The organism is Helicobacter sp., assembly GCF_029067145.1.
Classification (GTDB): Bacteria; Campylobacterota; Campylobacteria; order Campylobacterales; family Helicobacteraceae; genus Helicobacter_D.
Genome location: NZ_JAIEFA010000035.1, coordinates 18,810 through 33,440, shown reverse-complemented (window position 1 = coordinate 33,440; position 14,631 = coordinate 18,810). Strand labels below are relative to the sequence as shown.

General features: G+C 39.5%; 12 protein-coding genes. 8 read left to right on the top strand and 4 right to left on the bottom strand.

Going from position 1 to position 14,631, the window contains the following annotated elements; all coding sequences use genetic code 11:
* Positions 1 to 2 precede the first annotated feature (2 nt).
* From K2N75_RS03600 to K2N75_RS03575, 6 genes are read left to right on the top strand one after another with little or no spacing between them, the layout of a single operon-like run.
* The gene (locus K2N75_RS03600; protein WP_297679628.1) at positions 3 to 1,469 is read left to right on the top strand and encodes a hypothetical protein; all 1,467 of its coding nucleotides are present in this window, start codon (positions 3 to 5) and stop codon (positions 1,467 to 1,469) included.
* A gap of 55 nt (positions 1,470 to 1,524) precedes the next feature.
* Entirely contained in the window at positions 1,525 to 3,192 is a 1,668-nt protein-coding gene (locus K2N75_RS03595) for a DEAD/DEAH box helicase (protein WP_297679627.1), read from the top strand.
* A 2-nt stretch (positions 3,193 to 3,194) separates the two neighbouring features.
* Entirely contained in the window at positions 3,195 to 4,337 is a 1,143-nt protein-coding gene (locus K2N75_RS03590; protein WP_297679654.1) for a succinyldiaminopimelate transaminase, read from the top strand.
* A complete protein-coding gene (murC, locus tag K2N75_RS03585) occupies positions 4,328 to 5,668 on the top strand; it encodes a UDP-N-acetylmuramate--L-alanine ligase (RefSeq protein ID WP_297679626.1) in 1,341 nt (446 codons plus the stop codon). The genes K2N75_RS03590 and murC overlap by 10 nt, the downstream gene beginning before the upstream one ends.
* The gene (locus K2N75_RS03580; protein ID WP_297679625.1) at positions 5,668 to 6,042 is read left to right on the top strand and encodes a hypothetical protein; all 375 of its coding nucleotides are present in this window, start codon (positions 5,668 to 5,670) and stop codon (positions 6,040 to 6,042) included. Before murC ends, K2N75_RS03580 begins: the two co-directional genes overlap by 1 nt.
* Entirely contained in the window at positions 6,026 to 8,239 is a 2,214-nt protein-coding gene (locus K2N75_RS03575; RefSeq protein ID WP_297679624.1) for an endonuclease MutS2, read from the top strand. Before K2N75_RS03580 ends, K2N75_RS03575 begins: the two co-directional genes overlap by 17 nt.
* Before the next feature lie 79 nt (positions 8,240 to 8,318).
* Here K2N75_RS03575 and K2N75_RS03570 read toward each other — a convergent pair whose 3' ends face one another.
* From K2N75_RS03570 to gpmI, 3 genes are all read right to left on the bottom strand, one after another.
* On the bottom strand, positions 8,319 to 9,671 hold the full coding sequence (locus K2N75_RS03570) for a peptidase U32 family protein (protein WP_297679623.1): 1,353 nt from the start codon (positions 9,669 to 9,671) through the stop codon (positions 8,319 to 8,321).
* A 3-nt stretch (positions 9,672 to 9,674) separates the two neighbouring features.
* Positions 9,675 to 10,385, bottom strand: a complete 711-nt coding sequence (locus K2N75_RS03565; protein ID WP_297679622.1) for a chemotaxis protein — start codon at positions 10,383 to 10,385, stop codon at positions 9,675 to 9,677.
* 81 nt (positions 10,386 to 10,466) lie between these two features.
* A complete protein-coding gene (gpmI, locus tag K2N75_RS03560) occupies positions 10,467 to 11,954 on the bottom strand; it encodes a 2,3-bisphosphoglycerate-independent phosphoglycerate mutase (RefSeq protein ID WP_297679621.1) in 1,488 nt (495 codons plus the stop codon).
* A gap of 85 nt (positions 11,955 to 12,039) precedes the next feature.
* Between gpmI and mraY the strand changes: the two genes are divergently transcribed.
* Both mraY and murD read left to right on the top strand, forming a co-directional pair.
* Positions 12,040 to 13,095: a phospho-N-acetylmuramoyl-pentapeptide-transferase gene (gene mraY / locus K2N75_RS03555; RefSeq protein ID WP_297679620.1), complete on the top strand. Its 1,056-nt coding sequence runs from the start codon at positions 12,040 to 12,042 to the stop codon at positions 13,093 to 13,095.
* 4 nt (positions 13,096 to 13,099) lie between these two features.
* Positions 13,100 to 14,362, top strand: coding sequence for a UDP-N-acetylmuramoyl-L-alanine--D-glutamate ligase (gene murD, locus K2N75_RS03550; protein WP_297679619.1), 1,263 nt, complete (start codon positions 13,100 to 13,102; stop codon positions 14,360 to 14,362).
* Here the strand turns inward: murD and K2N75_RS03545 are convergent.
* A complete protein-coding gene (locus K2N75_RS03545; RefSeq protein WP_297679618.1) occupies positions 14,344 to 14,475 on the bottom strand; it encodes a hypothetical protein in 132 nt (43 codons plus the stop codon). The two genes, murD and K2N75_RS03545, sit on opposite strands and share 19 nt — an antisense overlap.
* Positions 14,476 to 14,631: the final 156 nt, after the last annotated feature.

The window sequence follows — 14,631 nt, the reverse complement described above, 5'->3', positions numbered from 1 at the left end:
TAATGCACGGAAAAATCGTTCGTTATTTAAGTAGCAATGGCAAAGGGGCGGTGATTAATCTATCAAGAAAGCTTTTTGAATTTACCAAAGAGACTTGGCACGATAAAAAGGTAATTCCAGCCGTAGATATGTTTGTAGAATTTCGTTGTAATGAAGCAGGACAAATTACGGATTGCAAAGCCTCCAAATTTCAAGATTTCAGTGGCAATTCTATGATTTCTGAATCAGAATTTTGGCATCACGAGACAGACGAACAACTAGAAACACTCTTAAGCAATAAGCGCGACGCAATCGTTCAAAAGATTTACAAAGAAACAAATTATCAAAAAATCAAAGAAATTGCTCTTGACATCAAGCCAATAGAATCGCTCAAAAGATACTTCTATCAAGAGTTTTCTGCTATTGCATTTTTAAATGATTTATATTTGCCAAAAAACAAGTATTTATACGATTACACACATCTCAAACGTTTTAGCGCCAAAACATTGGACAATTTACTTTATAGCGACAAAACGATTCCAAAAGACGATTTTATTGAAGAAATTGGCATTATGACGCGTTTAGAATCCGCCTATTCTGATTTTACGCGTTATCAAAAAGTCAATGTTGAAAATGTTTTCAAAGACCATTTTTTGTCTCAACAATGCCATTACCAAGCCCTCATTGTCGCAATCAACAATGCAAAAGACACAAGCAATCTCTGCCAAAAGAGAATCAATGCCTTTAAAAGTGATATTCTTTTGCTAGAGCGCAGAATCCAAGCAAAAGTGGATTTGGAAAAAAATCAGCAAAAATTGCAAAAAGTGCAACTAGAGCTTAAAAAAATGATAGAAATGGAAAGCTACAACAGCAATCTTTGCAAGTATCTCTTGCAAATAAAAAAACATTTTGAGGAACATTATCTCAAAATCTTTACAAGCCTTTATGAAAAAACCTATGAAAGAATTTATAAAAAAATCAAAAGTGGCTTAGATATTTGTATCACGCTTTTAAATGACAAAATTTACCACAAAGTTTTGAAATCCGTGGCGTTACAAAAAAACTTTTTTAAAAATGCCAACAATGACCGCGTACCTACAATGATTTATTTTATTGAACAATATTTGGAGCATTTAAACAAAGACCGACTAAACGAGCTTGACACGCTCCTTTATCATTATGTAGATAAAATTAGAAAAAAACACCGAAAACATTTTCTCATCGTAACCACTGATGAACAAGAATCCACCAACTTAAAGCTCAAGATTCTACTTCAAAATGAACTATATTCTGTCAAAGTCGCCTATAAACGCACACTTTATTTTTCGCTGATTAATGAGATTACTTTTGAAAAAATCTATATTGATAGTGCGCATATTTGGGAAAGCCCAGAAGGGCTTATCCAAGAAGCAAAAGCCTTTAAAGCCAATGCCCAAACGCCTTTTGAAATCTTTTCAAAAAATGTTTCAACCAATCGTTTTGGCTTTTAGGGTGAAATTGCGGGTTTATGCTATAATCACAAATTAATTTAACAAAAGTAATGCAATGGACAAAACAACAAAACAACAAAAATCTCCTGCTAAAAAAGCACTTCTAACACAGAATCCCTGCTTAGAAAATAGTTGGGACAATACCTGCGGATTTGAATCCTTTGGATTTAAAAAAAACATTTTAAGAGGCATTCAAGAGGCTGGTTTTAGCGAACCTAGCCCGATTCAACAAGAGGCGATTCCAATTATTTTGGACGGCTTAGATGTTATTGCGCAAGCACAAACAGGCACAGGCAAAACGGCAGCTTTTGGGTTGCCTCTCATCAATAATCTAAAGCACAATGGTGAAATTGAAGTTTTAATCGTTACACCTACACGAGAACTTGCAATGCAAGTAGGAGATGAAATCTTTAAACTAGGTAAATATAGTAAAGTTCGCACTGTCTCCCTTTTTGGCGGGCAGCCCATTCGCCGACAACTTGAGTTGTTAGAAAAGCGACCGCAAATCATCATCGCAACACCAGGACGATTGCTAGACCATTTACGCAACGAACGACTTAAAAATTTCTTCCCTAGTGTTGTCGTGCTAGACGAATCAGATGAAATGTTAGATATGGGATTCTTAGACGATATAGAGGAAATTTTTACCTATCTTTCTAATGCGCGTCAAACCCTGCTATTCTCTGCCACTATGCCTACGCCAATTAAGCATTTAGCACAAAAGATTCTCAACAATCCAAAACTTATCAAGGTTACACCAGAAGATGCTACAAATCAGGATATTTCCCAAAGATACTACATCATCAATGAAAGCGAACGCGAAGACGCAATTGTGCGCTTAATTGATAGCGAAATACCAAGCAAAGCAATTATTTTTACACGAATGAAAAAAGAAGCAGACATCTTATCCGAACGCTTGCTCTCTCGTGGCTATAAGGCAGGAGCATTGCACGGAGATATGGAGCAAAGAGAGAGAGTAAAATCCATAAATGCCTTTAAAGATTCTAGCATCAATATCCTTGTAGCAACCGACATTGCCGCTCGTGGTTTGGACATTAGCGGGGTAAGCCATGTTTTTAATTTCCATATTCCCTTAAATCCAGAATCCTATGTGCATCGGATTGGACGCACAGGCAGAGCAGGCAAAAAAGGTATTGCTATCACGCTTGCCACGCCTTTAGAGTTTAAAGAAATCCGAAGAATCAAAGAAAACACCAAAGCAAGTATTGAACTCTATGAGATTCCAAGCATTCAAGACACAATGGACAAACAAGATTCTAATTTGCTAGACAAAATCCTAAAACACACAATTAGCGACGATGCTTTACGAATTTATGAGCAAATCCGCTCCCACACAGATATTACGCAACTCGTCTGTAAGCTTCTTTCTATGGTTTTGCAAGATTCTAAAGTGCTAGGACCAAACAAAATTGGTTTAGATAAAAAAGACTTAAAGAATCTGCAAATGCAACTTGAAAATGGAGGACGCAAAAAGCCTACAAATAGCAGAAACAATGAGAAAAGCGACAGAAAGAATAGAAACAAAAACGGCTCTAAAGAGCGTCCAAGATTCCAAAAATCCTCCAAAGAAGACGATTGGAACTTTCAAGAATTTCATAAAGAAAGCCCAAAAAAATCCCAAAGTAAAAATCACCGCAATACGCGCAAAACTTCAAATCCAAACTTCAAATCCAAAAATGCCAAAAGTCAAAGCAGGAAATGACAATGGAGTTTCAGCCTTATCCTTTTGAAAAGTTAAATTCGCTCATTTGCGGAATCCAAACAAGTGGCGAACGCATTTCTTTAACGATTGGTGAGCCACAATTTGACACACCCAAAAACATTTGTGAAACCTTGTGCCAAAAGGTAGAATTTCTCAACAAATACCCAAAAACTGCAGGCGAGGGATTTCTTAAGGATTCTATGCTAAACTTTCTTGCGCGTCGCTTCAATGTAACCTTAAACCCCGAGGAACTAATCCCGACTTTTGGCACACGCGAGGTGCTTTTCAACTTCCCACAATTTTATCTCTTTGACAAAAAGAATCCTATCCTAGCACACCCCAATCCTTTTTATCAGATTTATGAGGGCGCAGCGATTGCCTCAAAAGCAAAAAGCATTTATATGAATCTCACTCCACAAAATAGCTTCAAACCTAGCCTTACAAAAGAACAAATGCAAGATTGCGATTTAGTGATTTTAAATTCTCCCAACAACCCCACAGGAGCGACCTTAAGCCTTGAGGAACTAAAACAATGGGTAGAATATGCGTTAGAATATGATTTTTTGCTTTTAAATGACGAATGTTATAGTGAGATTTATAGCATTTCCAAGCCCGCTTCTATTTTGCAAGCCTGCCTAGAAGTCGGCAACAAAAGATTTAAAAATGTCCTTGCACTCAATTCTATCTCCAAACGCTCCTCCGCTCCGGGCTTAAGAAGCGGATTTATTGCGGGAGATTCTAATATTTTAAAACCCTATTTACAATACCGCACTTATGTAGGTTGCGCTTCGCCGCTCCCTTTGCAATACGCTGCTGCGTTTGCTTGGAGCGAGGATTCTCACACAGAGTCTTCGCGTGCGCAATACGTCAAAAACCTACAACTAGCCAAAGAAATTTTAGGGGCTAAAATCCCAAATCTTCGCGTTCCAAGCGAGACATTTTATGTATGGCTGCCTGTGCAAGATGATTTAGAATGGACAAAAAATCTCCTAACAAAAGAAAATATCTTAGTTTTGCCGGGTAGCTTCCTCTCGAGGAAAGACAATAAGGGACACAATCCTGGGGAGAATTTCGTGCGTCTTGCGTTAGTTTATGAAGAATCTATCCTCAAAGATGCGCTTTTAAGGTTGCAAAAGTGGCTCTAAATGGTAAAAAAATCCATTTTATTGGAATTGGTGGGATTGGAATCTCTGCACTTGCAAAGTTTTTGCGTGCGCAAGGCGCAGAAGTCAGCGGTTCAGACATCACAGAGGGTTGCGTAACCAAAGAGCTAAAGCAAATCGGAATTAAAGTCAGCATTCCTCATACAAAAGACGCAATTTGCGGGCAAGATTTAGTGATTCACTCGGCAATCATCAAGTCTGAAAACATAGAGGTGCAAGAAGCACACAAACAAGGAATCCCGGTGCTTTCTCGCAAGGAATCGTTAAAAATGATTTTGGGCGACAAAGAAGTTTTTGCTGTCGCGGGAGCACACGGCAAAAGCACAACAACAGCGATTTTAAGCGCGATTTTAAAAGACGCGAGCGCACTCATTGGTGCAGAGAGCAAGGAGTTTCACTCCAATACGCGCGCTTTAAAAAGTCATCGCGTCATCTTTGAGGCAGACGAATCAGACAAAAGCTTCTTAGAATGCAACCCTTTTTGTGCGATTGTTACCAATGCAGAGCCAGAACATATGGAAACTTACGCGCACGACTTAGGACAATTCCACAAAGCCTATAAGGATTTTCTAAAGCTTTCCAAACTCTGTATTTTGAACGCAGAGGATTCCTTTTTGGGCTCTTTGGAGGATTTGGGTAATCCTTGTATTCGGTTTTATCCAAGCAAGGATTTGCGCTCCATTTCTTACTTTGTAGAAAATGGAATCCCAAAAACACGATTCCACCTTGTATGCGAAGGCAAAGATTATGGTGAGTTTAGTGTGTATGGATTGGGAGAACATATCGCGATTGACGCGTCTTTGGCGGTTTTAGCCGCTGCACAAATTCTGCCACTTGAAGAAATTTCAAAAAATATTCAAAATTATTGTGGAATCAAAAAACGATTTGATATTCTCACGCACAGCCCGTGCGTAATTATTGATGATTATGCACACCACCCAACGGAAATTACCGCCACCATTAAAGCCTTGCAAAAATACCAAGAGCTCACTCACATTCAGCCTCTCACTGCGATTTGGCAACCCCATAAATATTCGCGCATTGCGGACAATCTACAAGGCTTTGTGGATTGTTTTGCAGGGGTGGATAAACTCGTCATCTTGCCTGTTTATGCGGTAGGAGAGCCTGCGATTCCTATTGATTTTTCAACACTTTTTGCGAAATATCAACCCCTCTTTGTGGATTCTATTGTGCGCAAGGGAGATACGCTTTTGCTCCTCAAAGACAATCAAACCCTAGAATGCCTAGATAATGGAATCCTTGTAGGCTTCAACGCAGGAAATCTTACTTACGCACTTAGAGGTGGAATCTAATGCGTTTTTGGATTCTTTTTATTATCTTTCTTACACTTTTGGCATTTCTAGCACAGATTCTTTCTAAGTTTCATCTTATTACCCGCAAAACGCGCATATACATTGGAGTTTTCTTTTTATTAATTGCAGCGGGCATTGGAATCTTTACCTTTTTTCAAGACCAAAAAGAAAATAAAATCAATGAGTTAGCACAACTTTTTTTACAAGGCAAAAATCTTGTTTGTCAAGTGGGTGCGCAAAATATTGAAACCAATAGCACAACTTTTAACTTCATTAGCGGCACTTTAACGCTTATGGGGAAAGAAAATAGCAATTACCACCGCAAAACGATTCCGCTTAAATCTTGTAAGCTTAAAAATGCAGAATCTCATTAAACAACTAGACTTGGAGGGTTTTCTAAAAAGCTTTGAGGGTTTTTTGTCGCGCCCAAAAGAATTATTTTTGCAAGGAGATAACAAAATCCACTTGCGCTATATTCAAGCCTTAGAAACACTGCATTTTGCGCCCCCAAAGCCCGTCCAAAACCTAGAATCGCAACTTGCACTTCTAAAGAAATTTGGTTTTTTAAAGCTAGAAGAGATTTTTGAATTTGTGAAAATTATCCGCTATTTTAACTACCTAAAAAGTCTCAAATGTGAGGGAATCTTGGGTGAATGGTTCGGTCAAATCCTTATTCCTGATTCTCTTTTGGAGGTTTCTAAGTCCTTTTTGGAAAATGGCAATTTAAAAGAAGGGATTTATTTAGAATTGGATTCTATCAATGCGGCGATTGAACGCATTAAAAGAGAAACTTCGCAAACCCTAAACCAAATCCTGAATCAAAATAAACTAAGTCCCTACCTTGTAGATAGGCAAATCCATTTGATTAACGAGGAGGAATGCTTGCTTTTAAAGGCGGGATTCCACCATATTTTAAAAGGACAGATTCTCCATCGCTCCTCCTCTGGGTTTTTCTATGTTCTCCCTCAAAGTATCGCTCACCTCAAAGACATACACAATGAACTAAACAACAAAAAAGAAGAGCAGATTTTCTATCTCTGTCGCGAAATCTCTAGTCTGCTGACCAAACATCTTTTGTTTTTAAACTTCATCAACAAAGAGTTTGACCGCTTTGATAACTATCAAGCAAGATTGCATTTTGCGCGCGCTAAGAGTTTGGAATTTTTAGCACCCAAGTCGGATTCAACGATTATTTTGAATGAATTTCGCCACCCTGCTTTAAAGAATCCCAAATCTGTAAGCTTGGAATTTAAAGAACAAATCTTGATGATAACAGGCGTCAATGCGGGCGGGAAAACAATGCTTTTAAAATCCATTTTAAGCGCGGCTTTTTTGGCAAAATATTTAATCCCACTTCCTATCAATGCACACAAATCTAGCATTGGCAATTTTAAAACCTTAAACCTTATCTTAGAAGACCCACAAAATAGCAAAAACGATATTTCAACCTTTGGTGGCAGAATGCTGCAATTTAGCCAAATCCTTAGAGAAAAAGAGGGATTAATCGGTGTAGATGAAATAGAACTCGGCACGGATAGTGATGAGGCAGCAAGCCTCTTTAAAGTGCTGCTAGAAAACCTTATGCAAAAAGGAAACAAAATCATCATCACGACACACCACAAAAGGCTCGCAGCTCTTATGGCTGGGGATTCTCGCGTGCAACTCCTTGCGGCGCTCTTTGACGAAAAGCGCGAAATGCCCACCTTTAGCTTCCTAAGCGGAACGATTGGCAAATCTTATGCCTTTGAAACTGCCTTGCGTTATGGAATCCCAAAATCACTTGTGAATGAAGCAAAGATTCTCTATGGTGAGGACAAAGAAAAACTCAATGCACTGATTGAAAATTCCTCTAGGCTGGAGATGAAGCTACAAAGCGAAATCGCAAAAGCCGAGCAAAAAACCACAACCTTAGAGCAAAAAATTATCCACCTAAAAGACAAAGAAGAAGCCTTAGAGCAAGCTTTTTTAAAGCGTCAAAAGGAATTAGAATCCTCTTATACAGAAGCAATCAACGCTGCCAAAGCGGCAATTAAAGAGCAATCTCCACAAACAATCCACCGCCAAATCAGCTTTGCAAACAAGCTTTTAAATGCAGCCAAAGCTACAAACTCCAAAGAATCGCAACCCACACAAGCAATGCAAACCTTTAGAGTCGGCGAATCCATCAAATATCGTCATCATCGCGGAACTATTTTGAGCTTGCACAAGGACAAAGCGCGCATTGAGCTAGAGGACGGAATCAAGCTGGAAGTTTCCAAAAGAGAGATTAAACCCTATGGCAATGCACCCAAGCCTCCACAAACCAAAATTCAAGTTCAAGCCCCCCCAAATACAAATGTTGTGCTTGATTTGCACGGATTAAGAGCCGATGAAGCAATAGAAAAACTAGAGGAGTTTATCTCCAATAGTCTCATTGCCGGCTTTGATGAAGTTTTGATTTATCACGGAATTGGCACAGGCAGACTCTCGGTAGTCGTGAGGGATTTTCTCAAATCCCACCCAAAAGTGGTGGATTTCACAGACGCTCCGCCCAAAGCGGGAGGCTTTGGCGCAAAAATCGTCAAACTCTAGGGCTCGTTGCTAAAAGCCAATTATCGGTGCAACAATTTAGCATACAGGAATTTTTTAATAGAATCTCAAAGGCGAGATTCTAAATCCTTTGACGCAAAAAGCTAAAAGGTGGAAGCGTAAAGGGTAGAATAAAGGCATTTTCATTGCCGCTATGGATAGATTCTAATTCCTTGCCATTAACTAGCAGAATCTTAAAAAGACGCAAGTATTTTTTGCCATTCTCTTCAAAAATCTCTCCTATCTCATTTTTGCCATTCTGAATGGAATCCCAATGCGCACTTACGATTTCCTTAGGTTCGTTGGGGCGAATCGTATGCCGACAAAGCGCACTCTTGCCCTCTTCGCTCACCTCCGCATTGACTTGATAGCTTCCCTCGCTGATTGCACTCCAATGATTTTGTGTATTGAGTCGCTCAAAAGGACGATGAATCAAATAACCCTCGCTAAAGCCGCGATTCTTTAATGTTTCTAGCTCCTCTTTATAGCGTGATTCCACAAAATCACCCTGCGCGTAATCCTCCAAAGCGCGCCGATAAGCTAGTGTTGTAATGCCCGCATAATAACTTGACTTCGTGCGTCCTTCAATTTTAAGCGAATCTATCACACCGCTTTCTAAAATCATCGGAATATGGGCAACTAAATTCAAATCTTTTGCATTAAAAATATGCGTCCCTACGCCCTCTTCTTCCTCTAACCGCAAAGTAATTCCATTGTCAGGATTCCGCGCATAAATCTCCTTGCCGCTAAATCGCACCAACTCATCAGTTTTTTCATTGCGCACATAATATTCATAATCAAACCGACAATCATTCGCACAACTCCCACGATTTGGCACACGACCATTTTGCAAAGCCGAAATCAAACAGCGTCCTGAAAATGCGAAGCACATAGAGCCGTGTATGAAAATTTCTAACTCCAAATCAGGCAGGGCTTTTTTAATCTCTATTGCGTCTTTTAGGCTTAATTCCCTTGCGGCGACAATGCGCTTCACTCCCAATTCATAAAACACTTCCGCATCTAACACATTTAAAACATTCGCTTGTGTAGAAAGATGAATCGGAATCTCTGGCGCAATTTGATGAGATAATTTCACTACTCCGGGAGTTGCAACGATGAAGCCATCGGGCTTTAAAGAAGCCATTTTTTGAATATGCGATTCCAATAACTTTAATTGCGAATTAAAGGGAAATCCATTAATTGTTACATAAATCTTTTTACCTCGTGCGTGCGTGTATTCTACTCCCTCGCGGAAAGATTCAAAGTCAAACTCCTTTCCCGAACGATTCCGCAAGGAAAAATGGCTCACGCCGCCATAAACAGCGTCTGCTCCATATTCTAAAGCGATTTTGAGTTTTTTAAGATTCCCCGCAGGAGAGAGAAGTTCTGGAATCTTTGGAGGTTGATTTGGGGGTTTAAAAGTAGAATCTTGCATTCATTACTTGCCAAAATTTGCAATCAAAGCTTCAATATCATTTTCATTGACAACATTTTCTGTCTTATCTCCTTGAATATGCACTGCGGAGCTTACACGTTTGCTATCGTCAATTTTACCCTCAAAGAGCGAACTCATATATCTTGCGAGCGCACGCATAATGTTGATGACGCGTTCAATTTTTTGACGATGAATGTCTTGATACTGCATAGCTTCCATTGCTTCTAGTGAAATATTTGAGATTTCTTGCAAACAATCGGATACCTTTTGCACATTTGTTTTGACTTTGGTTGCTGCCTCTAACTGCTCATTAAAAGTATGAAAATCCGGAAATTTGGCGTGGAGTTTTTGTAAAAGCTCCTCTTGAGAAGTAATGAATTGTTGAATCTCGCCAAACGCGTCCTCAATGTCTGCATCTAGGTTATTGATTTTTTCTAGCTTATCAAACATCTCTGTGGCTTTGATTTCCGAATCTCGCGTTACATCATCTAATTGATGCACTACCTTATGTTCTGCTGTTGGTGGAGGTGGGGGCCAACTTACATCTTGCTCAATAGAAAAATCATCTGCTTTTGCTTCGCTTTTAATCGTCGGGTCTTCCAAAGTAGAATTTTCTAAAGATTCCTCTTGATTCTCTTCCTCTTGCTCTTGACCTCCTTGTGCAATATCGTCCATATCGCTACCCAATAGTGAATCCAATTCCTCTTGTGTCATTCTAAAACCTTGAAGTAAGTTAAATATTGCTTGTAATTATACGATTAATTTTTATAATTTTGTTTAAACGCAAGCAATTCCTTAAAAAAGTGGCTTATCCATTTCCTCTGGAATCGCAATTTCCATAAGTTTTAAAATACTCGGCGCAATATTGTTTAATCCACCATTTTGCACGGATTCTACTCCTTCTGCCATTACAAAGCACCACACATCGCCAATCGTGTGATTTGTCAAAGGTTCGCCCTTTTCGTCTTTCATTTCTTCACAATTTCCGTGGTCGCTCGTAATAATTAATCCATAATCCTTTTCCTTTGCTTTTGAACAGATTCTACCTAGCTCCTTATCTACCGCTTCTACTGCGGCAATCGCCGCTTCATAATTCCCTGTATGTCCTACCATATCGCCATTGGCAAAATTCACTACAACAAAATCATATCCCTCTTCCATTGCCATTAAAACGGCATTACCTACTTCCTTAGCACTCATTTCTGGCTGCAAATCATAAGTCGCAACCTTTGGCGAGGGCACAAGCAAACGCGTTTCATTGGGATAAGGCTCTTCAATCCCGCCATTAAAAAAGAAAGTTACATGGGCGTATTTTTCGGTTTCTGCGGTATGGAATTGTCGTAAATGATGATTAGAAATCACTTCAGCTAGAGTATTTTGGACATTTTCTTTGGGAAAAAGAATCGGAAAGGAGAAAGATTTATCATAGGGCGTCATTGTAACAAGCGGAATCTCTACAAAACTTTTGCGCATAAATGCGTTAAAATCCGCATTTCCTAGCGCATTGACGATTTCTCGCGCCCTATCACTTCGGAAATTAATAAAAATCAAACCATCGCCTGCTTGAATTTTATTAGGAGATTCCTTTGTGAAGCCCTCACAAAAACTTGCAGGCAAGATAAATTCATCAAAAATGCCCTCTCTAAATTGCGATTGTAAATATTCTTGCGGGGTAAGCGTCTGCGCATTTTCGCCTAGCGCAATAACATTATAAGCCTTTTCTACGCGCTCCCAACGATTGTCTCTATCCATTGCATAATAGCGTCCGCTAAGACTTGCAATCCGAATCCTTTTGCCCTCCATTTGCGATTCTACCTCACGCACAAACTTTGGTGCGCTTTTGGGTGGCACATCACGCCCATCGGTAATCAAATGCAACAACACTTCATATTGCGATTCTAACCCCAACGCAAGGGCTAAAATATGCTGAATATGCGAATGCACACCGCCATCACTTAACAATCCGACCAAATGCACGCGCTTGCAATTTTTAAGACAATTTAGAGCGGGATTTTGCATTAAAGTATTGTCTTGGATTGCCTTGTTGATTTTGACTAAATCTTGATAGAGAATCCTCCCGCTACCTAAGCTCATATGTCCCACTTCAGAATTTCCCATTTGCCCCTCTGGCAAACCAACAGACAATCCATAAGTATGAATCATTCCAAAGGGAACTTCTTGAAACAATTTGTCATAAGTTGGCTTTTTCGCCGCAAAAAATGCGTTATATTCTTGCTTTTTACTATACCCGATTCCGTCTGTGATAACCAAAACAGCTTTCATTATAGATTTTCCCAAATTTTAAAGTTATTTTAGGTAGAATCCTACCTAATTTTTCTTAAAATTTCATCTAGTTAAGTTTGGGCTTATGTTATATTATCTTTATTCTTTGTTTGACATCAATCTTTTTCAATATATTACCGTGCGCTCTGCGATTGCGTTTTTTGTAGCTCTTTTGCTCACAATCTTTGCAATGCCTTATTATATTTTATGGGCAAACAAACACGCATTTCAACCGATTTCAGAATTTGCCCCCAAAAACCACCAACAAAAAATCAATACTCCCACAATGGGCGGAATCGTATTTGTCTGCACAACCTTGCTTGCAACTCTGCTTTGTGCCAAACTCAATCATATCTACATCTTGCTTGGAATCGCAACCTTACTTTGCTTCGCAATGCTCGGCATTAGCGATGATTATTCTAAAATAATGCAACGCAAAAACGCCGGAATGAGTGCGAAAACTAAGTTTTTGTTACAGATTGTCATTAGTCTTATCCTCTCGTGCGGATTGTATCTAGTGGGCTTAAATTCGGAATTTTATTTACCTTTCTTCAAGAATCCTTTGTTTGATTGGAATCTTCTTGGAATCCTGTTTTGGACACTTGTTTTTATTGCTACGAGCAATGCAGTCAATCTCACGGACGGGCTAGATGGGCTTGTCGCGATTCCGTCTATTTATGCACTAACTTCACTTAGTGTGTTTGTCTATGTCGCGGGACATTCGGGTTTGAGTGCTTATTTGCTTTATCCCAAAGTCTTAGATAGCAGTGAGCTCGTGATTCTTTCCTCTGCACTCATTGGCGCATTGATTGGGTTTCTTTGGTATAACTGCCACCCTGCGCAAGTCTTTATGGGAGATAGTGGCTCTTTAAGTTTGGGTGGTTTTATTGCTTATATGGCGATTGTCTCCAAAAACGAGATTCTGCTTTTCCTTATTGGGTTTATTTTCGTTGTGGAAGCACTATCGGTAATTTTACAGATTGGAAGCTACAAAACGCGTGGCAAAAAGATTTTTTTAATGGCACCCTTACACCATCACTTTGAGGAAAAGGGCTTAAGCGAAAGTAAAATCATTGTGCGATTCTGGATTGTCGCACTGATGAGCAATCTCATTGCTCTTTTAACTTTGAAAATAAGGTAAATTAATGTTGATACTTTTAGGATTTGGGGGGACGAATCGCGCGATTGCAGAATCTTTTGCACCTTGTATCGCACTAGATGATAGTTTCACACAAAAAAGTCAAGACGCTTGGGGCAATCTCTTGCTCCCAAGCGAAAGCCTAAGCGAAGTTTTGGCACAGAATCCCGAAGCTTCCATTATCACAAGTCCCGGGATTCCACCTAGCAATGCGATGATTGTAACCGCATTGGATTTTGTCGCAACACACCCCAAAGCACGACTTTTAAGCGAATATGACTTTTTTGCTCCCACAATGCCTCCCTCTGTGTGGATTAGTGGCACAAATGGCAAAACCACTACCACGCAAATGCTTACACATTTGCTACAATCTTTTGGTGCGCAAAGCGGAGGCAATATTGGCACGCCTTTGGCAAAGCTTGACACGAATGCGCCCTTTTGGATACTAGAAACTAGCTCTTTTACCCTGCATTATACGCAGATTGCCAAACCTATTTTATATTTGCTTTTACCCATTACGCAAGACCATATTAGCTGGCACGGAGGCTATGAAAACTATATCGCAGACAAACTCAAACCCATTTTATCTTTAAGAGAAAAAGAAGTTGCGATTCTACCCAAAAGTTTGGAATCGCATTCATTTTGCAAGCAATCCCTTGCAAATCTTATCTTTTATCAAGATTCGCAGGATTTAGCAAATATTTTTCACCTCAATTTAAGTGCGATTGCTTTTAAAGAGCCTTTTTTGTTGGACGCCACGCTTGCAATGAGTGCGAGTGAGATTCTGTTTTCTACTCAAGATTACACACTTTTAAACTCCTTTAAAATCGGTGCGCACAAAATGGAGGAATTTTACGACAAGGCAGGGAATCTTTGGGTAGATGATAGTAAAGGAACGAATCTAGACGCGACAATGGAAGCCATTAAATGCTATCGGGAGTTCAAAATATTATTGATTCTTGGCGGGGATGACAAAGGAGCGGATTTAACCCCTCTTTTTGAGCTTATTTCGCAATATCAGATTGAAATTTTTGCGATTGGTAGCAATACGAACAAGCTTTGCACGCTCGCAAAATCCGTAAATACTCCCTGCTATGCCTGCCATACTTTAGAAGTTGCTGTGCGCCAAATCAAGGAGGTTTTTGCGACACAAAGTCTTAAAGAGCGAAATTATGTCGCATTACTCTCTCCCGCTGCGGCGAGTTTAGACCAATTTAGCTCCTATAAGGAAAGGGGAGAGAAATTCAAAGCCTACGCATTGGAAGAATGATTTATATATTGTGAGATTCTGTGAGAATCGTAGCATAATTTCGTCCTCGTGAGAATCACTTGCGATTCGTGGCGCACCGCGAAGCGGTTGTGCAAATATAGATGAGAGCTCACACAACGCACGCTTTAGTGCAAATTCACAATCAAACACACATATTTCATCATTACAAAGCCTCGTTTAGAGAATGGAATCCTAGAAAATAAAATTCTTTCTTTTAGATTGCTTTGCTACGTTCGCAAGGACGCAATGGAATGTTTTTTGCTTACTTT

Bases quoted from the DNA above. Each gene is read 5' to 3' on its own strand.
- gpmI (WP_297679621.1), bottom strand. From the start codon at position 11,954: ATGAAAGCTGTTTTGGTTATCACAGACGGAATCGGGTATAGTAAAAAG.
- murD (WP_297679619.1), top strand. From the start codon at position 13,100: ATGTTGATACTTTTAGGATTTGGGGGGACGAATCGCGCGATTGCAGAA.
- K2N75_RS03570 (WP_297679623.1), bottom strand. From the start codon at position 9,671: ATGCAAGATTCTACTTTTAAACCCCCAAATCAACCTCCAAAGATTCCA.
- K2N75_RS03565 (WP_297679622.1), bottom strand. From the start codon at position 10,385: ATGACACAAGAGGAATTGGATTCACTATTGGGTAGCGATATGGACGAT.
- mraY (WP_297679620.1), top strand. From the start codon at position 12,040: ATGTTATATTATCTTTATTCTTTGTTTGACATCAATCTTTTTCAATAT.
- K2N75_RS03580 (WP_297679625.1), top strand. From the start codon at position 5,668: ATGCGTTTTTGGATTCTTTTTATTATCTTTCTTACACTTTTGGCATTT.
- K2N75_RS03590 (WP_297679654.1), top strand. From the start codon at position 3,195: ATGGAGTTTCAGCCTTATCCTTTTGAAAAGTTAAATTCGCTCATTTGC.
- K2N75_RS03600 (WP_297679628.1), top strand. From the start codon at position 3: ATGCACGGAAAAATCGTTCGTTATTTAAGTAGCAATGGCAAAGGGGCG.
- K2N75_RS03595 (WP_297679627.1), top strand. From the start codon at position 1,525: ATGGACAAAACAACAAAACAACAAAAATCTCCTGCTAAAAAAGCACTT.
- K2N75_RS03575 (WP_297679624.1), top strand. From the start codon at position 6,026: ATGCAGAATCTCATTAAACAACTAGACTTGGAGGGTTTTCTAAAAAGC.